General features: G+C 61.0%; 15 protein-coding genes and 1 pseudogene. 11 read left to right on the top strand and 5 right to left on the bottom strand.

The window, feature by feature from the left end; all coding sequences use genetic code 11:
• The first annotated feature begins 47 nt into the window (after positions 1-47).
• From AC0L2C_RS23220 to AC0L2C_RS23170, 11 genes are all read left to right on the top strand, one after another.
• Positions 48-1,136, top strand: a complete 1,089-nt coding sequence (locus AC0L2C_RS23220; protein ID WP_473524550.1) for an ABC transporter ATP-binding protein — start codon at positions 48-50, stop codon at positions 1,134-1,136.
• Positions 1,137-1,175: 39 nt separating this feature from the next.
• Positions 1,176-2,501, top strand: coding sequence for an ABC transporter substrate-binding protein (locus AC0L2C_RS23215; RefSeq protein WP_473524549.1), 1,326 nt, complete (start codon positions 1,176-1,178; stop codon positions 2,499-2,501).
• A 206-nt stretch (positions 2,502-2,707) separates the two neighbouring features.
• Complete coding sequence (locus AC0L2C_RS23210) at positions 2,708-3,559, top strand: carbohydrate ABC transporter permease (protein ID WP_287062084.1); 852 nt, start codon at positions 2,708-2,710, stop codon at positions 3,557-3,559.
• A 1-nt stretch (position 3,560) separates the two neighbouring features.
• Positions 3,561-4,460, top strand: coding sequence for a carbohydrate ABC transporter permease (locus AC0L2C_RS23205; protein WP_473524548.1), 900 nt, complete (start codon positions 3,561-3,563; stop codon positions 4,458-4,460).
• Positions 4,461-4,770: 310 nt separating this feature from the next.
• Entirely contained in the window at positions 4,771-5,514 is a 744-nt protein-coding gene (locus AC0L2C_RS23200) for a competence/damage-inducible protein A (protein ID WP_287228979.1), read from the top strand.
• A 147-nt stretch (positions 5,515-5,661) separates the two neighbouring features.
• Entirely contained in the window at positions 5,662-6,495 is an 834-nt protein-coding gene (locus tag AC0L2C_RS23195; protein WP_091591331.1) for a universal stress protein, read from the top strand.
• Positions 6,496-6,638: 143 nt separating this feature from the next.
• Entirely contained in the window at positions 6,639-7,139 is a 501-nt protein-coding gene (gpt, locus tag AC0L2C_RS23190; protein ID WP_473524547.1) for a xanthine phosphoribosyltransferase, read from the top strand.
• A gap of 215 nt (positions 7,140-7,354) precedes the next feature.
• Positions 7,355-7,843 carry an NUDIX hydrolase gene (locus AC0L2C_RS23185; protein WP_128173217.1) on the top strand — a complete coding sequence of 163 codons (489 nt, stop codon included), beginning with the start codon at positions 7,355-7,357 and terminating at the stop codon, positions 7,841-7,843.
• A 697-nt stretch (positions 7,844-8,540) separates the two neighbouring features.
• Entirely contained in the window at positions 8,541-12,314 is a 3,774-nt protein-coding gene (locus tag AC0L2C_RS23180) for a vitamin B12-dependent ribonucleotide reductase (RefSeq protein ID WP_473524546.1), read from the top strand.
• A 176-nt stretch (positions 12,315-12,490) separates the two neighbouring features.
• Positions 12,491-12,751 (top strand): hypothetical protein, encoded by a 261-nt coding sequence (locus AC0L2C_RS23175; protein ID WP_473524545.1) that lies wholly within the window; start codon positions 12,491-12,493, stop codon positions 12,749-12,751.
• Positions 12,732-14,027 carry a deoxyguanosinetriphosphate triphosphohydrolase family protein gene (locus tag AC0L2C_RS23170; protein ID WP_473524544.1) on the top strand — a complete coding sequence of 432 codons (1,296 nt, stop codon included), beginning with the start codon at positions 12,732-12,734 and terminating at the stop codon, positions 14,025-14,027. Before AC0L2C_RS23175 ends, AC0L2C_RS23170 begins: the two co-directional genes overlap by 20 nt.
• 104 nt (positions 14,028-14,131) lie before the next feature.
• On the opposite strand, the pseudogene AC0L2C_RS23165 reads toward AC0L2C_RS23170, so the two are convergent.
• The 5 genes and pseudogenes from AC0L2C_RS23165 to AC0L2C_RS23145 all read right to left on the bottom strand — a co-directional run.
• A pseudogene (locus AC0L2C_RS23165) lies at positions 14,132-14,309 on the bottom strand (glycoside hydrolase family 25 protein); the annotation flags it as partial.
• Positions 14,310-14,492: 183 nt separating this feature from the next.
• The gene (locus AC0L2C_RS23160; RefSeq protein ID WP_473524543.1) at positions 14,493-16,691 is read right to left on the bottom strand and encodes an esterase-like activity of phytase family protein; all 2,199 of its coding nucleotides are present in this window, start codon (positions 16,689-16,691) and stop codon (positions 14,493-14,495) included.
• 150 nt (positions 16,692-16,841) lie between these two features.
• The gene (locus AC0L2C_RS23155; RefSeq protein ID WP_473524542.1) at positions 16,842-17,849 is read right to left on the bottom strand and encodes a glycoside hydrolase family 25 protein; all 1,008 of its coding nucleotides are present in this window, start codon (positions 17,847-17,849) and stop codon (positions 16,842-16,844) included.
• Between the two features lie 219 nt (positions 17,850-18,068).
• On the bottom strand, positions 18,069-18,317 hold the full coding sequence (locus AC0L2C_RS23150) for a hypothetical protein (RefSeq protein WP_473524541.1): 249 nt from the start codon (positions 18,315-18,317) through the stop codon (positions 18,069-18,071).
• A gap of 121 nt (positions 18,318-18,438) precedes the next feature.
• Positions 18,439-18,837, bottom strand: coding sequence for a GFA family protein (locus AC0L2C_RS23145; protein ID WP_473524540.1), 399 nt, complete (start codon positions 18,835-18,837; stop codon positions 18,439-18,441).
• Positions 18,838-18,853: the final 16 nt, after the last annotated feature.

Raw genomic sequence — 18,853 nt, 5'->3', positions numbered from 1 at the left:
AGCGGTTTCCTTCGAAGACGTCGCAGGAAGCATTCGGGAGGAAATCGATGGCGTCTGTCGCGATTGGCGATGTCTACAAATCATTCGGAACCGTCGAGATTCTCCACGGTGTCAGCGTCGATATAGAGGATGGCGAGTTCGTCACGCTGGTCGGGCCGTCGGGCTGCGGAAAATCGACCCTTCTCAGGATGATCGCCGGCCTGGAAAAGATTTCGCGCGGCCAGATCGCGATTGGCGAGCGCGTCGTCAACAACGTTGCGCCAAAAGAACGCGACGTCGCCATGGTGTTCCAGAACTACGCGCTCTACCCGCACATGACCGTCGCCGAGAACATGGCGTTCTCGCTGATGCTCAAGGGTGTTGCGAAAGCCGAAAGCGCTGCCAGCGTCAAGCGCGCCGCCGAAATCCTGGGGCTGGTGCCATTGCTGGAGCGCTATCCCAGGCAGCTTTCCGGCGGCCAGCGCCAGCGCGTCGCCATGGGCCGGGCGATCGTGCGCGATCCGGCGGTCTTCCTGTTCGACGAGCCGCTGTCCAATCTCGACGCCAAGCTCAGGGTGCAGATGCGCGCCGAGATCAAGGAACTGCACCAGCGCCTGAAGACCACGACGGTCTATGTCACCCACGACCAGATCGAGGCCATGACCATGGCCGACAAGATCGTCGTCATGCATGACGGCATCGTCGAGCAGATCGGGCCGCCATTGGAACTCTACGACCGGCCCAACAACCTTTTTGTCGCCAGCTTTATCGGCTCACCCGCCATGAACATGCTGAGGGGCGAAATCGCAACTGATGGCGGCTCACCGTCTTTTCGCGGCTCCGGCGGGATTTCCCTTCCGCTGGCCGCAGTACCGTCGACCGGCAGCGGCGAGCAGGTGGTGCTGGGGATACGACCCGAGCATCTGCAGCTATCCCAGGACGACGGCATTCCAGTCACCGTCGTGGTGGTGGAGCCGACCGGGTCGGAAGTGCAGCTTATCGGCCGGACGGCCGGCGGTGACGAGATCGTCGCCAATTTCCGCGAGCGCCATTCCTTCACGCCGGGCGAGACCGTCCGGCTCACGGCCGAACCGGGCCTCATCCATCTCTTTCATGGCGAAACCGGGCAGCGCTTCGAACTGCGCGCCCGGCAGTAAGACCCATAAGGCCAAGACAATAAACAGGAGGAGACGAACATGAAATTCACCAGACGTGACGTGATCCGCACGACTGCCGGCGTGGCGGCCGGAGCCTTGGGAAGCCGCTTCGTCGGCTCTCCCGCCTTTGCCCAGGAGGGCTTGACGTACAAGCCCGAGGACGGCGCAAAGCTGCGGATGCTGCGTTGGTCGCCGTTCGTTCAGGGCGATGAAGACCAATGGCTGGCCAACACCAAGCGGTTCACCGAGGCGACAGGCGTCGAGGTCCGCGTCGACAAGGAAAGCTGGGAGGACATTCGCCCCAAGGCGGCGGTTGCCGCCAATGTCGGCTCCGGTCCAGATCTGATGCTGGTCTGGTTCGACGACCCGCACCAGTACCCCGACAAGCTGCACGACGTGTCGGAGCTGGGTGAATATCTCGGCACGAAATATGGCGGCTGGCACGACGGACCAAAGCAATATGCGACGCGCGAGGGAAAATTCCTCGGCCTGCCCCTGGCCACCATCGGCAATGCCATCGTCTATCGGGAAAGCTGGGTGAAGGAGGCTGGCTTCTCGGAATTTCCGAAGGACACGGCGGGCTTCCTCGAGCTTTGCAAGGCCTTGCAGTCGAAGGGCCATCCGGCCGGTTTCACGCACGGCCATGGCGTCGGCGACGGCAACAACTATGCTCACTGGCTGCTTTGGAGCCATGGCGGCCAGATGGTCGACGAGAGCGGAAAGGTGACGATCAACAGCCCCGAGACGCTCAAGGCGATCGAATACGCGCAGGAACTCTACAAGACCTTCATCCCCGGCACCGAAAGCTGGCTCGACGTGAACAACAACCGCGCCTTCCTGGCCGGCGAACTGGGCGTCATCGCCAACGGCATTTCCGTGTATAACACGGCCAAGACCAACAAGGACAACGATCCGAAACTGGCTGAAATCGCCAAGGACATGCGCACGACCAGCCTGCCGATCGGTCCTGTCGGAAAATCCGTCGAGCTGTTCCAGGTGACCACGGCCGTGATCTTCGACTACACGCCCTACCCCAACGCGGCCAAAGCCTATCTGCAGTTCATGTTCGAGGAACAGCAAATGGCGGAGTGGATCACCTCCTCGGCCGGCTATTGCTGCCAGACACTCAAAGCCTTCGAAAACAATCCAGTGTGGACGGCCGACCCGAACAATGCCGCTTACGCCAAGGCCTCGGCGACGCTGCGTCCCAACGGTTATGCCGGGCCGCTCGGCTACGCTTCGGCGGCGACCATGGCCGACTATGTCCTGGTCGACATGTTCGCCAAGGCGGTGACGGGCCAGGCGACGCCGCAGGAGGCGATGGAAGAGGCGGAGAAACGCGCCAACCGCTACTATCGCGTTTGATCGCAGCGCAGCCGGGCAGCCGCGACCGCGCTGCCCGGTCTGTTTCCCAGAATCGCGTGGCCGCCACTCAGGCCACCATGCCACTAGACCCTATGAGGAGCCGTCCCATGGCCGTGTCGTCCGCTGCCGTTCAGCCGCGTCCGTCGATCCTGTCGCGGAGCCTGTCGCTCCTGGCCGACAGCCGGAACGCGCTTAGCTTCGGCTTCATGCTGCCGGCGGCAGCGCTGCTGCTGGTCTTCCTCACCTATCCGCTCGGGCTCGGGGTCTGGCTCGGCTTCACGGATACCCGCATCGGTCGCCCCGGTATCTTCATAGGCATCGAAAACTACCAATATCTATCGGATGACGCCGTCTTCTGGCTCTCCGTCTTCAACACCTTGCTCTACACGATAAGCGCCTCGATCCTGAAGTTCGCGCTCGGCCTCTGGCTGGCGCTCATTCTCAATCAGAACCTTCCCATCAAATCGTTCTTCCGCGCGATCATCCTGCTGCCGTTTGTGGTGCCGACGGTGCTGTCGGCCATCGCCTTCTGGTGGATCTACGATTCGCAGTTCTCCATCCTGTCCTGGGCACTTATGGAAATGGGCCTGATCGACCATCGCATCAATTTCCTCGGCGATCCGGAGAACGCGCGCGCTTCGGTCATCGCCGCCAATGTCTGGCGCGGCATTCCGTTCGTCGCCATCACGCTGCTTGCCGGCTTGCAGACGATACCGCAGTCGCTTTACGAGGCCGCCACGCTCGACGGCGCCAGTCGCTGGCAATTGTTCCGTTTTGTGACGCTGCCGCTGCTGACGCCGATTATTGCCATCACCATGACGTTTTCGGTGCTGTTCACCTTCACCGACTTCCAGCTGATCTATGTGCTGACCCGCGGCGGACCGGTCAATGCCACCCATCTGATGGCGACATTGTCGTTTCAGCGCGGCATTTCGGGAGGCCAGCTTGGCGAGGGCGCCGCCATCGCGGTCGCCATGATCCCGTTCCTGCTTGCGGCGATCCTGTTCAGCTATTTCGGCCTGCAACGCCGCAAATGGCAGCAGGGCGGAGGAGACTGACATGGCTGAGGCCGCGATCAAGAAAATGAAACGGCAGGAACTCGACGAAGGCGGCATGGGCTATCTTCAGAGCCTGCCGCGGCGCGTGGTGACGGTCTATCTGCCGTTGCTGGTGTTCGTCATCGTGCTGTTGTTCCCGTTCTACTGGATGACGATCACGGCGATCAAGCCCAATCACGAGATGACCGACTACGCCAATTTCAATCCGTTCTGGGTCGTGCATCCGACATTCGAGCACATCCGCTATCTCTTGTTCGACACGTCCTATCCGGGCTGGCTGCTCAACACGATCATCATCTCCACCGCCGCCACGTTCCTGTCGCTGCTGGCTGCGGTGTTCGCGGCCTATGCGATCGAACGGCTGCGGTTTTCGGGAGCGCGGCACGTCGGGCTCGCGATCTTCCTCGCCTATCTCGTGCCGCCCTCGATCCTGTTCATCCCGCTGTCGGTGATGGTGTTCAACCTTGGGCTTTTCGACACCCCGTTCGCGCTCATCCTGACCTACCCGACCTTCCTGATCCCTTTCTGCACCTGGCTGCTGATGGGTTACTTCCGCTCGATCCCTTTCGAACTGGAAGAATGCGCGCTCATCGACGGGGCGAGCCGCTGGCAGATCCTCATGAAGATCGTGCTGCCGCTGTCGGTGCCAGGCCTGATTTCGGCCGGCATCTTCGCATTCACCCTGTCATGGAACGAATTCATCTATGCGCTGACGTTCATCCAGTCGTCCGAAAACAAGACGGTGCCGGTCGGGGTGCTGACGGAGCTTGTCCGCTCCGACGTCTATGAATGGGGAGCGCTGATGGCCGGAGCCCTGATCGGCTCGCTGCCGGTGGTGGTGCTTTATTCGTTCTTCGTCGAGCACTACGTTTCCTCGATGACCGGTGCGGTGAAGGAATAGCGCCCTGCGGGGCGCCTTCTCCCTTCTCCCCTTGTGGGAGAAGGTGGCCTCGCGAAGCGAGGTCGGATGAGGGGTGTTCCAGCTTGGCACCAACAGCGTTCCGTCCAACACCCCTCAACCGTCTTGGCGCTGCGCGCCAATCCACCTTCTCCCACAAGGGGAGAAGGAAGAAGAGGCGCATTGCCGCCAACCATCCGCCGCGTTATCTCAGGCGACCCTGTCTGCCCAGGCGACCTTGTCTGCCTCGGGCGACCTTGTCTGCCTCGGGCGACCTTGTCTGCCTCAACTGACCTTATGCCGGAGCCTGCCAATGCCCGAAATCGTCACCGCCGCCATGCTCGTCATCGGCGACGAGATTCTGTCCGGCCGCACCAAGGACAAGAATATCGGCCACCTCGCCGACATCATGACGGCGATCGGCATCGACCTGAAGGAGGTGCGCATCGTTGCCGACGAGGAAGACGAGATCGTCGCCGCAGTGAACGCTCTGCGGGCCCGCTACACCTATGTCTTCACCACCGGCGGCATCGGTCCGACGCATGACGACATCACCGCGGATGCCATTGCCAAGGCGTTCGGCGTGCCCTGCGACTACGACTCCAAAGCCTATGCCATGCTGGAAGCGAGCTACGCGGCGCGCGGCATCGAATATACCGAGGCGCGCAAGCGCATGGCGCGGATGCCGCGCGGTGCCGACCATATCGACAATCCGGTGTCGATCGCGCCGGGTTTTCGCATCGGCAACGTCCATGTCATGGCCGGCGTGCCGGCGATTTTCCAGGCAATGCTCGACAATGTGGTGCCCACGCTGAAGGCCGGCACCAAAATGCTGTCGGCCACGGTGCACTGTCCGTTCGGCGAAGGCCTGGTCGGCGGACCGCTGGGCGACATCCAGAAGGCGCACCCGGACACGATCATCGGCTCCTATCCAAAATATGGCGACGGCAAGTTCTGGACCGAGCTGGTCGTCCGTGCCCGCAGCCAGGAAGCGCTGGACGACGCCCGCGCCGAGGTCGAAGCGATGGTCGCAGGCCTCACCAGCGCAGCCAGCTGATCTAAAGCACGTCGCGTATGTTATCCAAAACCGCCACCCTCGTGCCCGATTGTATGCTTTTGGGCTACATGCATTAGCCGGAACCAAGCATGGTGCTGTAACGTTTCATGCGGGCGAGTTTCGCTCGCCGCAAATTGAGGGGTTGCCATGCGATTCAAGACCATCGTCGCCATACTGCAAAACGAACAGGACGCGGAGCGCGTGCTCGAATGCGCCATTCCGCTTGCCGATAAGTTCGAGAGCCATCTCATCGGCATTCATGCCGAAGCGCTTCCCGTCCCCTACACCTCGGCCACCGGCTTTCCCGACACCGAGTTCCTGCAAGTCTCGGCCGACATGAACAAGGAGCGCGCTGAAAAATTGCGGGCGGTTTTCCTCCGGCATGTCGAGGAGTCCGGCCTGTCCTTCGAGTGGCGCAGCCTCGAGAGCTTTTCAGGAGACAGCGCGCTGACCGGCATCCCGACCGTTCGCACCGCGGACCTGATCATCGCCGCGCAGCGCGAGACGGGCGGCGATCCGAGCGCCGACGTCGACACGCTGGTCTACGACGCCGGCCGGCCGGTGCTGGTCGTGCCGCACTCAGGACCGCTCGTCACCAGTTTTAAGCATGTGCTGCTCGCCTGGAACGGCAGCAAGGAAGCGGCGCGCGCCGCCTTCGACGCCCTGCCCTTCATCATCGAGGCCGAAAAAACCGATATTGTCGTCATCGACCCACCGGATACGCTCGACGAGGCCCCGGAGGCGGCCGGCGCCGAAATCGCCGCCGCCCTGTCCAGGCATGGCGCCACGGTCAGCGTCTCGGTGCTGCAATCGGCCGGCCACTCGGTCGACGAGGTGATCCAGACCAGGGTTGCCGAAACTGGCGCCGACCTGCTCGTGCTCGGCGCCTACAGCCATTCCTGGCTGCGCCAGCTTCTGTTCGGCGGTGTCACCCGCACGGTGCTGCGCACCCTGCCGGTGGCAGCTTTCCTGTCGCGGTAAATCGACAAGCGGCAAGTCCACAGGCGGCAAGTCCACAGGGATCGCCTGCCGCCGCCCTTGCCAGGGCCAAGGCTTTCCAGTTAATTCCGCGCGTTCCTTCAAGTGTCTGCGCGCGTTTTCGCGCGCTGCGGAGTGCGCGAAAAATGTCCCTTCCCGAAAAGGCCTTTCCCGTCTCGTGGGATCAGTTCCACCGCGACGCGCGTGCGCTCGCCTGGCGGCTTGCCGGCGCCAACAAAGGCCAATGGAAGGCGATCGTCTGCATCACGCGCGGCGGCCTGGTGCCGGCCGCCATCATCTCGCGTGAACTCGGCATCCGGGTCATCGAGACGGTTTGCGTCGCCTCCTATCACGACTATGCCAGCCAGGGGCAGTTGCAGGTGCTGAAGGAGGTCACGCCGGCACTGCTCGCCGATGACGGCGCCGGCGTATTGATCATCGACGACCTCACCGACACCGGCAAGACCGCGGGCATCGTCCGCGCCATGATGCCCAAGGCGCATTTCGCCACCGTCTACGCCAAGCCGAAAAGCAGGCCGCTGGTCGACACCTTCGTCACCGAGGTCAGCCAGGACACCTGGATCTATTTCCCGTGGGATATGGGCTTCACCTATCAGAAGCCGATCGCCGACGACCACGCCGGCTGATTCGCGGCAGCTGCTTTTTCTTCCGGGACATGCCGGCGGGCACTGCTTGCCGGCGAGCACTTCTTGAAAGAGTGCCGCGGCACACGATATTCCTGAAGCGACGTCTCGTGTGTGGTTAACTCGTGCGTATGAGGTTTTTTACTTTTATTGCTTATGATTAGCCGTAAGATTCACGAGACGACAAGTGATTCTGGAGGCTGGGGCAAGCTTCTACGATGTTGACGAGGCCAGTAACGCACAACCATTTGGCCGAAAGGGTCCAGCGGCTCTTCGGCGCAGCGCCGTGCCGCCTGCAGGTTGCAGCATTGCCCTGGCGCGATACCGGGCATGGCATCGAGATCATGCTGATCACCAGCCGCGATACCGGCCGCTGGGTGCTTCCCAAGGGCTGGCCTGAGGCCAAGGAACTGCTTTGCGAAGCGGCGGCGCGCGAGGCCGGCGAGGAAGCCGGGCTGCGCGGCACGGTCTCCCACCACGAAGCCGGCCGCTACTTCTATGCCAAGGCTTTGGCTTCCGGCGAGGAAGTGCCTTGCGAAGTCCTGGTGTTTCCGCTGCGGGTCGACAAGATCGCCGACCGGTGGAAGGAAAAGCGGTCGCGCATCCGCAAATGGGTCAGCCCAGCCGAGGCCGCGCGCATGGTCAACGAGCCGGACCTTGGCCAGATCATCGCCTATTTCTGTGCCGACCCGCACCAGTTCTCCTGAGCAAGCATAGACTCACCGGCCAAAGCCGCATCACCGGCGATGTTCTTTGGCAAAGGGAATCGATTTGGCCACTCCAGCTTTGGCATGCGTTGTCCGGCTGATGGCCTGCACGTGGGTAAAATCGAAAATCCTGCGGGCCACTTCTATCCCCGTTATCCACATATGTGACACACAAGATGTTGGGGTCACAAAAGCTACGCAAACGAATCCTTGACGGCGCAAAACGAGTCGCCTTTTATAGGTCATGCGCTCCTGTTGAGAGTGCGACCGGAAAGTTTTGAGCCCGGTCTTTTTTCCCGGATTATGTGCGTTTGGCCGCATTTCCGCCTGGCTAGGGGCCGGCGGAGGCGTCGGGATTGTGGGGTTTTTTGGGGACGAAAGGGAAAAATGTCGGACTGGAATAAATTGTCTGTTAATACTATATTTAGTGTTTGCAGGTAGGTTCGACGCTAGATAGTGTGAAGTTCCCTCGATTGAGGGAGTCGCAAAAAAGTTTCAGTCTTGAGGGACCCGCAGGGTCCGTCGGCGCGTTGGACGACTACTTCGCAAGGAGTTCGACCAGCAGGGCGGGCGGAGCCTCGTGAAAAGGAGCCGGCCGTTTTGGAACGCCGGCAGACGGCGGACATGCGCGTTTCGCAATGGGGGCAGAAATCCCCTGGGAAAGGCGCTATATCTAGACACAAAGGGATAGGACCAAATGCGCATCGAGCGTCGTTTCACCAAGCAAGGGCAGTCTGCTTATGCGGAGATCGAATTCCGCAAGGCGCTTTCGGAGATCAAGAATCCGGATGGCTCGGTGGTGTTCCGCTTGGACAATATCGATGTGCCGGCACAGTTCAGCCAGGTTGCCGCCGACATCCTGGCGCAGAAATATTTCCGCAAGGCCGGCGTGCCGGCACGGCTGAAGAAGGTCGAGGAGAATGACGTCCCCTCCTTCCTGTGGCGCTCCGTCGCCGACGAGGCCGAGTTGGCAAAACTGCCCGAGGCTGAGCGCTACGGCTCCGAGATCGACGCCCGCCAGGTTTTCGACCGCCTCGCCGGCACCTGGACCTATTGGGGCTGGAAGGGCGGCTACTTCAAGTCGGAGGAAGACGCGCGCGCCTTCCGCGACGAGCTCGCCTATATGCTGGCCACCCAGCGCGTTGCGCCGAACTCGCCGCAATGGTTCAACACCGGCCTGCACTGGGCCTACGGCATCGACGGCCCGAGCCAGGGCCACTTCTATGTCGACCCGTTCACCGGCAAGCTGACCAAGTCGAAGTCTTCCTACGAGCATCCGCAGCCGCATGCCTGCTTCATCCAGGGCGTGCAGGACGATCTCGTCAACGAAGGCGGCATCATGGATTTGTGGGTGCGTGAAGCACGCCTGTTCAAATACGGCTCCGGCACCGGCTCCAACTTCTCGTTCCTGCGCGGCGAAGGCGAAAAACTGTCCGGCGGCGGCCGCTCGTCCGGCCTGATGAGCTTCCTCAAGATCGGCGACCGCGCGGCGGGCGCTATCAAGTCGGGCGGCACGACGCGCCGCGCCGCAAAGATGGTCATCGTCGACGCCGACCATCCCGATATCGAGGAATTCATCGACTGGAAGGTCAATGAGGAGCAGAAGGTCGCCTCGCTGGTCACCGGCTCGAAGATCGTCAAGAAGCACCTCGAAGCGATCATGAAGGCCTGCATCAACTGCGAAGGCCAGGACGACGATTGCTTCGACCCGGCGATCAACACCGCGCTGAAGCGTGAGATCAAGCTGGCCAAGAAGGACGGGGTGCCGGAGAACTATATCTACCGCGTCATCCAGTTCGCCAGACAGGGCTACACCTCGATGTCGTTCAAGACCTACGACACCGACTGGGATTCGGACGCCTACCTCACCGTTTCGGGTCAGAACTCCAACAATTCGGTCTCGCTGAAGGACGATTTCCTGCGCGCCGTAGAGCAGGACGGCGACTGGCATCTCACCGCCCGCAAGGACGGCAAGGTGATGAAGACGCTGAAGGCCAGGGATCTGTGGGAGAAGATCGGCTATGCCGCCTGGGCGTCGGCCGACCCGGGCCTGCACTTCAACACGACGATGAACGACTGGCACACCTGCGCCGCGGCCGGTGCGATCCGGGCGTCCAACCCGTGCTCGGAATACATGTTCCTCGACGACACCGCCTGCAACCTGGCCTCGATCAACCTGCTGCCCTATCGCAACGCCGACGGCACCATCGACATCGCTGCCTACGAGCACACGGTTCGGCTGTGGACCATGGTGCTGGAAATTTCCGTCATGATGGCGCAGTTCCCGTCGAAGGAGATCGCCAAGCTCTCCTACGAATACCGCACGCTCGGCCTCGGCTACGCCAATATTGGCGGCCTGCTGATGACATCAGGCATTCCCTATGATTCCGACGAGGGCCGCGCCATCTGCGCAGCACTCACCGCAATCATGACCGGCACGGCCTATGCCACCTCGGCCGAAATGGCCGCCGAGCTCGGCGCCTTCCCCGACTACGACCGCAATGCCCAGAACATGCTGCGCGTCATGCGCAACCATCGCCGCGCTGCCTATGGCGACAAGGACGGCTACGAGAAACTCGCCGTCAACCCGGTGCCGCTGGTCGCCTCCGACCTGAAGCAGCCGGAGCTTGCCGCCCATGCCAAGGCTGCCTGGGACCGCGCCATCGAGCTCGGCGAGGAGCATGGCTACCGCAATGCGCAGGCGACCGTGATCGCGCCGACCGGCACGATCGGCCTGGTCATGGATTGCGATACCACCGGCATCGAGCCCGATTTCGCACTGGTGAAATTCAAGAAGCTGGCCGGCGGCGGCTATTTCAAGATCATCAACCGCGCCGTCCCTGAAGCGCTGCGCACGCTCGGCTATTCGGAAAGCCAGATCGCCGAGATCGAGGCCTATGCGGTCGGCCACGGCAACCTCAACCAGGCGCCTGCCATCAACCCCGGCTCGCTTAGGGCCAAGGGTTTTACCGACGACAAGATCGCGGCGCTTAACGCAGCGTTGAAGTCGGCCTTCGACATCAAGTTCGTCTTCAACCAGTGGACGCTGGGTGCCGACTGGGTAAAGGAGACGTTTGGCTTCACCGACGAGCAGCTCAACGATTTCTCGTTCGAGATGCTGCCGGCGCTCGGCTTCTCGAAGAAGGACATCGAGGCCGCCAACATCCATGTCTGCGGGGCGATGACCCTCGAGGGAGCTCCATTTCTGAAAGACCAGCATCTGCCGGTGTTCGACTGCGCCAGCCCGTGCGGCAAGATCGGCAAGCGTTCACTGTCGATCAACAGCCACATCCAGATGATGGCGGCAGCCCAGCCCTTCATCTCCGGCGCCATTTCCAAGACCATCAACATGCCGAACGACGCGACGGTGGAAGACGCCAAGGGCGCCTACATGCTGTCGTGGAAGCTGGCGCTGAAGGCCAACGCGCTCTATCGCGACGGCTCGAAACTCTCGCAGCCGCTCAATGCCTCGCTGCTTGCCGACGTCGAAGACGACGAGGACGATGCCGTCGAGCTGCTGATCGCAGCACCTGCTTCACAGCGCGCCGTGCAGGTGACCGAAAAGATCGTCGAACGCGTTGTCGAACGCCTTTATCGCGACCGCGAAAAGCTGCCGAACCGCCGCAAGGGCTATACCCAGAAAGCGGTCGTCGGCGGCCACAAGGTCTATCTGCGCACCGGCGAATTCGACGACGGTCGCCTTGGCGAGATCTTCATCGACATGCACAAGGAAGGTGCGGCCTTCCGGGCGATGATGAACAACTTCGCCATCGCCATCTCGCTCGGCCTGCAATATGGCGTGCCGCTCGAGGAATATGTCGAAGCCTTCACCTTCACCAAATTCGAGCCGGCCGGCATGGTGCAGGGCAATGACGCGATCAAGAACGCCACGTCGATCCTCGACTACGTGTTCCGCGAGCTTGCCGTGTCCTATCTTGCCCGCCACGACCTCGCCCATGTCGACCAGTCGGACTTCGACAAGACCGCACTCGGCCGCGGCATCAACGAAGGCAAGGCGACGCCGTTCTCGAAGGGGCTGACCCGCGGCGTCTCGCCGGTCAAGCTGGTGTCGGGCATGGGTGCCGACCCCAAGGGCTTTGGCGGTTCAAGTGCCTCTCCCGCTACCGTCCCCACTCGCTCGGCGCCGACGGCGTTCTCAGGCTCCAACGTGCTGGCGCTGAAGCCGGCCAGCGACGAAGCGATCGCCTATAAGCGAGACTACGAAGAGCGGGCGAAGGAACTGGTCGAGGACATCGTCTACGAGGAGGCAACCGACCCGACTGGGTTGTTCACCGACGATGCCGCAAAAGAAGCGGCCGAGGCCAAGGCGCTTGCCGCTACAAGGCGTCAGCAATCCTTGATGCAGGGCTACACCGGCAACGAATGCTCGGAATGCCACAATTTTACGATGGTGCGGAACGGCACCTGCGAAAAGTGCGACACCTGTGGCTCGACGAGCGGGTGCAGTTGAGGACGCCGCTTGAAATAGACTTCATGTGCCAAAGGCCCGGTGCTATCCGGGCCTTAACTTTTTGCGCGACAATTCGCGATTTGATATCGTCACCTCGGTATCCTACTTCATAAGAATTAGGTCACAGATTCATGGAATCATGTAATCTGTGGTATACAAGACTGAGGGAGATCACGATGTATGCGATCAAAAGTACGCACGTTGACCCGACGGAAGTTCAGAAATTAGTGCAAGAAATCAGCAAGTTGATAGTTCACGCCGAATCGCTTTTAACGGCACGTGAAGTGCAGCAAAAGCTTGATTCTGAGGGTTCACGAGAGGCAATTGCGAAAGCGCTTCGTGTTGCGATCGAACGCGGTGACGTAGAGATTTTGGACAACATGAAACTGCGGGTGCCAGATCGGGGGGATTTGCCGGTTGCCGAGGTGGCTCAATAACGCGCGCATAAAAAGACGCCATCAACTCGGAAAGCGAGACCAGCGGCAACCGTTTCAACGTGACCGCGATAGGGTGCTATATAGCTCAGCCTTTCGACGCTTGAGTGGCGTAACACAGATTGTACGCGCTGGCGAAGTTGACATATTTCACAATCGCCTTTCCCACACCCTCAAAGTCGCCCAAATTGGAAGGCGCCTTGCTGAGATGTTGCTGGAACGGCAGCCAACCGAGGCGGCCGATCTAGGTTTGGATGCCGAAGTTGTGGAAGCAGCATGTCTGATACATGACTTAGGACACCCGCCATTTGGACACTTGGGGGAAAAAACCCTTGACCACCTTGTGCAAAGCGCTGACGACAATGATGGATTCGAAGGAAATGCGCAGTCCTTTCGCGTCGTAACAAAGCTTTGTGTAAGATTCGAAGAGGCGGCGGGGCTCGACTTGACAGCTGCCACGCTGGCAGCTGCATGCAAATATCCTTGGCTTCGTGACAAGACTAACCCCGACCGTTCAAAAAAATGGGGGGCATACCAATTAGACAAGAACGATTTCGATTTCGCTAGAAAATTGAGCGGATACGGGAATGAAAAAACTGTCGAAGCCGCTATCATGGACTGGTCTGACGATATTGCATACTCTGTTCACGATATGGAAGATTTGCATCGCGGCCGCTTGATACCTTGGACGTTTCTCAAAACGAGAGATGGTCGCGAATTTCTTGTCAAAGCCGCGGCTGAAGGGTGGCACAATGCCCCTTCTGACGCGGAAGGCCGCCTGAGACTTGCATATGGAAGAATCTTCGAAGAAATTGCCGCACCTCTGGCTCCGCATATTCTTACGGAATCATACGACGGAAGAATAGAACATCGCCAACAGCTTAGATTTTTTACTTCACAGCTAATTGGCCGGTACATCAACTCGACATCTCTGTCTACGAACTCAGGTGATGGCCTTCATTTGGACGAGGAAAAAGTAGACGAAGTTATTCTTTTGAAGCAGATGACAAGAAGCTATCTCATTTTGAACCCTGCCCTCTCCGCGCAACAACATGGGCAAAAATTGATTATTGAATCCCTATTCCGAGATTTCATGAATGACGAAAAGAAAAGCATTGTCCCAGTTCGCTTCCAGCACCTGTTTGAGCAAACAGATGTCGGCATCCCACGCGCAGTTGCGGATCTAATTTCCAGCCTTACGGAAAGTGAAGCCACAGGCCTCTACCAGAGGCTTCGTGGTCTGTCTGCAGGATCAGTCCTCGACCCAATTGTTCGATGATATTGCTTGCCGTCCAGGTGCAGGAAGTTACTCATTACCCGCGCGCGAGACTGCCAATGGCGGAGTGAGAACGTTTCCTTTTTCCTTGTTGAGGGAGGCACCCCCTACTGCGTCGGCCCCATCTGCCGTGCGCCGACCCAAAAGCGCCAAGCCCTCGTGGTCGTTGAACACGTCGACGTCGATGCGGCCCTTCACGCCGTGCGACAGGTCAGAATCGGAACACTGCCAGAACACCCATTTGCGGCCGGGATAGACTTTTGACGGGTGTGCCACCACCGCGCGACTGACATGCTGGCGGCTTGGCTTTCGCGGAAGCGCCGCGCATGTAGTCAACGAAAACAGCCGCAGCGAAGAGACGCTGCGGTCGTTGGTCGAATTGCCCGTCAGAGAAAAGTCGCGTAGCCGAAGCGACCCCACCCCGATCCGCTTCGCGGATCGACCCTCCCTCAAGGGGGAGGGAAACATTCAGTTCACGGCGCTGATGTTGCCCAGGCGTAAAAACAGGGTTTCGCCGGAAGAATCGTCGACGCCGTCATTGTCGGTGGCGACGAAGATGTCGCCGTTCTTGTCGATGGTGAAACCTTCGACCTTGTCGGCGACATAGCCGTTGCTGGCTGATTTCAGGTCGCCGACGATGTCGCGCACCAGCGTCTTTTCGACCAACGGCAGGTCGCCACCGAGCTTGGCCGGTTTGAAGGCGTCGAGCGCCACCGAATAGATGCGCTTCACCTTGGCCAGGTCGCCGATCTGGTTGTCGCGTTCGAGGATGTAGAGCTTGCCGTCATGCGTGGTGATCTCCGACAGGCCCATCCAGCCAGCTTCGGTCGCTTCGAGCGGGTAGCGCACCGCCGACCATTCCTTGGCCTTGGGCTTGTAGGCCAAGAGCTTGACCTGGCCCTTGGGGTCGTCGGCCCATTCGCGCTGGACAGCCATCACCAGCGTCAGGTCGTCGCCTTCGCCGATCGCGGTGATGCCTTCGAGACCGAAGCGGCTCTGGTGGGCGAGCAGTTCCGTCGGGAAGCCGATTTCCTGCTTGATCACGCCCTTGTCGTCGACGCGCAGGATGGCGTGCGGGACGAGCTTTGCCGGATCGCCTTCATTGGCCAGCCAGAAGCCGCCTTCACCGTCGGCGACAAGACCCTCGATGTCGAGCTTCTGTGCAGGATGGCCATCACGCGTGACGATGGTCTTGCCGCTGATCAGCGCCGGCGTCTGGGTGGCATCGATCGCGAAGATCGAAGGCGCGTTGGCGTAGAAAGAGTCCGAGGCAGCGAACAGCTTGCCGGCAGCGTCGCTGGCCGCGAGCGCCGAAAGCGCGCCCCAGCCGAGCGGCGTGCCGTCTGCCATGGGCTTTGCCGTGATCATCGGGTAAGTGGCGGGGCCTTCGGAGCGCTCGTAGATCATCACGTGCGAGCGGGCGAGCCCGTCCTCGACCAGGTCTGCCTCGTTGGCGGTGACCAAGAGATTGCGCGACGGGATCGCGACCAGGCCTTCGGGGCCGATGCCGGACGGCAGGATCTGGACGAACCCTGGCTCCGCACCCGTGTCCTTGTAGACGCCGACAACGGAGCCACGCTCCGAAGCGACGAAAATCAGCCTGTCCTCGCCGAACGTGCCGGTCTCGAGACCTTCCGGCTCGACGCCCTTCTTGTTGCGGTCGTCGGGATAATGGCCGGCATTGGCGACCTGGTACTCGAACGACGGACCGGATTCGTAGAGGACCTCGCCCTTCTTGCTGAAGATCGTGAAGCCGCGCGAGCCGCCCTTGTAGTCGCCTTCGTTGGCAACGACGAGGCGGTCGTTGTCGAGCCATTTCACGGCGTCGGGCTCGCGCGCGACGTTTTCGATCTTGCCATCGAACGACGAGGCACCGTTCTTCTTGGTGTCGATCTTGTCCAGCGTGGCAGAGCCTGCGGAAAAGTGCGTGACGATTGCGACGGTTTCGGCGTTGACGATGGCGATGTGGTTGTTTTCCTGCAGCGTGACCGCTATCTCGCCGGCCTCGTTGAAGGCGACGAATTCCGGCTCCGGATCTTCCCCAGCGACTTCGGCAATGCCCGCCAGGTTGACGGTCTTCATCGTCGCGCAATCAGGCTGGCCTTCGGCAAGCGTGAAAATCCTGAGGTCGCCCGCCGGCATCTGCGGAATTTCTCCGTCGTTCAGATCCTCGTCGCGCTCGTTCTCGATGGCGATGGCCAAAAACTTGCCGTCCTTGCTGAACGCCAGCGAGTCCGGTTGGCCGCCGAGGTCGCAAGTGCTTTCGATCGCCTTGGAGGCAAGGTCGATAACGGTGAGGTTGCCCGAAGGCCTGGCTTTGCTTTCCGACGTGTTGACGCCGGCCAGCACCTTGCCGCCGATGACCACAACCGAGGTCGGCTCGCCTGCTATCTTGACGATGCCGCCGGCCTTGGGCGCCTTGGGATCGGCGATGTCGATGAAGCCGACAGCACCGAGCGGGCTATCGGAATAAACCAGCGTCATGCCGTCTTCGCTCACCGTGATGATCTCGGACGAAGTCGGCGTGGTGTTCTCGACGATTCCCGGCAGGTTACCGGCGACTGCGAAGCTCGCGACCCGGTTGAACATCATGTCGGCATGGGCCGGCAGCGAAACCGAGGCAGCAAGCGCTGCCGTCAGGACGAAAAGCGCGGAATGGCGGGGCACGGGTGGCGTCTCCTGTTCGAATGGAAGCCACCTGATTGCGGGAACGACATTTCAATGCGATGACGGATCGATGACACTTCCGCGACAGGCGGCCAGGTCCGTCAATATTCACCTCATGCTGGCCTGCGAATGGGCGCTTTCCTCGGCCGCCTACTCCGCCTCGGCCACCATCTGCCGCCCGCCAGCCCAGTTCCGCCAGGCTCTCTCGTCGCCGTGGAAGACGTTGAGGTCGATGCGGCCCCTCACCCCATGCGACAGGCCGGAGCCGGAATACTGCCAGAACACCCATTTGCGGCCGGGATAGACCTTTGACGGGTGCTGTGCCACCGCGCGCAGCCAGAATGGATAGTCCAGAAATGCGCCTTTGAGATTGTCGCGGTAGAAATCAGGCGCGGTGTAGATGATGGGCCGCTGGCCGTAGTGGCGCTCGAGCTTGTCCATGAAGACCTGCATCTTCTCCAGCACCTTTTGCCGCGACGGCCGCCGCTTGCAGCTGGATTCGCCGTTCCACTCGACATCGATCACCGGCGGCAAGGCGCCCTCGACCCTCGGCACGTTGCGGATGAACCAGTCAGCCTGCTCACTAGCGGTGCGGCACCAGTAGAAGAAGTGATAGGCGCCGCGCTTGAGGCCGGCGGCGTCGGCATTGCGCCAGTTCTTCCTGAACATCGGGTCGAGGTGATCGCCGCCGTCGGTCGCCTTGATGTAGGCGAAGTTCGCGCCCTGCGCGCGCAGCTTCGCCCAGTTCACGTTGCCTTGCCAGCGCGAGACGTCGACGCCGTGAACGGCGAGGTGCCTGGGCGATGCCCTGCCGAAATTGATCGGCTTGGCGTCGCGGAAACGATAGCGCTGGACCGGCTCGGCGAGCATCGGTGCTGCCCGTGCCAGCCGCTTCGGCGCCACCAGGGCAATCGGCTCGAGGGGTGGCTCGATGCTTTCGGCAGGCTCCGGAGTGGCCATCGCCACAGTCTGCTCCGTCGCCTCCTCCTGCACGAAGTCGGGTTCGACATCGGCAGCGCCGACCGACGCCACCGGCCGCACAACCGAACTGGTCGTCTCGCTGGACGGCACTTGCAGCGCGTCGACGCCGGACGTGGACGTGCAGCCGGCAAGGCAAAGTGACGCGATCGAGAAGATGACGACGCCTGATAACCGCATCTGGACCTGTACGCAGAACACAACAGACCGAGGGCAAGACAACGCCGCCGGACAAACCAGTCCGGATTACTAACAAGAAATTACCAACAAAGTTTGAATCAAATTGTTAGGGCAGAGGGGCTGGGTAAGGCGCTCGCTCTATCACCGTAGCGGTGAGAGCCTGGAAACGCCGCAGGACCGAAGGCGCGCGAAGGATCGCCGACGCCTACAGGCCGCTGCTTAGCCGCACAACCATAGCTTGTGGCAGCTCTCGGCTACCATATGAGCGGGCGGGACGGAGCGGTCGGTGCCAAGGCGATTGGAGTTTGGGCGATCGGTGACGGGATTGACCGACGCATCGTCATCCCGGCGAACCTTTTCTTCAAGCAGCGAGCGAAGCTCGGCCGGCTGCACGCGGTCACGCTCCATCACCAGCTTGACCATCGGATCGCTCAAAAGCTCATCCAGGGTGTTAATTCTGTCATTCATCCGTCGCCTCCTTCGACTGCCGACCCGCAGGCAATAGATAGGCGGCAATGATGGCTCGCCAATGACGCTTTGCCGACTATCTCGTGTCCCGGACGAAAAAAATTTGGGCACGCCCTGCGCCTCAGTTGGGCGGGGGGGCGCCTTCATATTGCGGCAGTTCGTCGTCGAGTTGCACCCAAGGCTGCTTCGAGGCGGTCCAGATATGCATCTGCGGTTTGAACATGGAAGGATCGTCGAGCGAGCCGGAGGTGATGCCGATGATGCCGGCGGAGTCGCGCCGGGAAAACATCGTCGTGCCGCAGCCCGGGCAGAAGCCGCGCTTGAGATCGGGCGAGGAATTCACCGTCGCCACCGGCCCGTCAATGGTCACATCGTCGATACGGAACAGCACGCGGGCGTTGAAGGCCGCGCCCAGCGCCTTCTGGCAAAGCCGGCAATGGCAGACGCGCTCGTTGATCGGCGCGGCCTCAGTGCGGTAGCGCACTGCCCCGCACAGGCAGCCACCCTGATATCTCGCCATTGCCTTAGCCCGTCTT

The organism is Mesorhizobium sp. WSM4845, assembly GCF_055811455.1.
The sequence above is the reverse complement of the archived record's forward strand: the minus strand, read 5'-3'. Positions and strand labels throughout refer to the sequence as shown.

Excerpts from the sequence above, each read along its gene's own strand:
- AC0L2C_RS23220 (WP_473524550.1), top strand. The coding sequence starts at position 48 with ATGGCGTCTGTCGCGATTGGCGATGTCTACAAATCATTCGGAACCGTC.
- AC0L2C_RS23215 (WP_473524549.1), top strand. The coding sequence starts at position 1,176 with ATGAAATTCACCAGACGTGACGTGATCCGCACGACTGCCGGCGTGGCG.
- AC0L2C_RS23210 (WP_287062084.1), top strand. The coding sequence starts at position 2,708 with ATGCTGCCGGCGGCAGCGCTGCTGCTGGTCTTCCTCACCTATCCGCTC.
- AC0L2C_RS23205 (WP_473524548.1), top strand. The coding sequence starts at position 3,561 with ATGGCTGAGGCCGCGATCAAGAAAATGAAACGGCAGGAACTCGACGAA.
- AC0L2C_RS23200 (WP_287228979.1), top strand. The coding sequence starts at position 4,771 with ATGCCCGAAATCGTCACCGCCGCCATGCTCGTCATCGGCGACGAGATT.
- AC0L2C_RS23195 (WP_091591331.1), top strand. The coding sequence starts at position 5,662 with ATGCGATTCAAGACCATCGTCGCCATACTGCAAAACGAACAGGACGCG.
- gpt (WP_473524547.1), top strand. The coding sequence starts at position 6,639 with ATGTCCCTTCCCGAAAAGGCCTTTCCCGTCTCGTGGGATCAGTTCCAC.
- AC0L2C_RS23185 (WP_128173217.1), top strand. The coding sequence starts at position 7,355 with ATGTTGACGAGGCCAGTAACGCACAACCATTTGGCCGAAAGGGTCCAG.
- AC0L2C_RS23180 (WP_473524546.1), top strand. The coding sequence starts at position 8,541 with ATGCGCATCGAGCGTCGTTTCACCAAGCAAGGGCAGTCTGCTTATGCG.
- AC0L2C_RS23175 (WP_473524545.1), top strand. The coding sequence starts at position 12,491 with ATGTATGCGATCAAAAGTACGCACGTTGACCCGACGGAAGTTCAGAAA.
- AC0L2C_RS23155 (WP_473524542.1), bottom strand. The coding sequence starts at position 17,849 with ATGCGGTTATCAGGCGTCGTCATCTTCTCGATCGCGTCACTTTGCCTT.
- AC0L2C_RS23150 (WP_473524541.1), bottom strand. The coding sequence starts at position 18,317 with ATGAATGACAGAATTAACACCCTGGATGAGCTTTTGAGCGATCCGATG.
- AC0L2C_RS23145 (WP_473524540.1), bottom strand. The coding sequence starts at position 18,837 with ATGGCGAGATATCAGGGTGGCTGCCTGTGCGGGGCAGTGCGCTACCGC.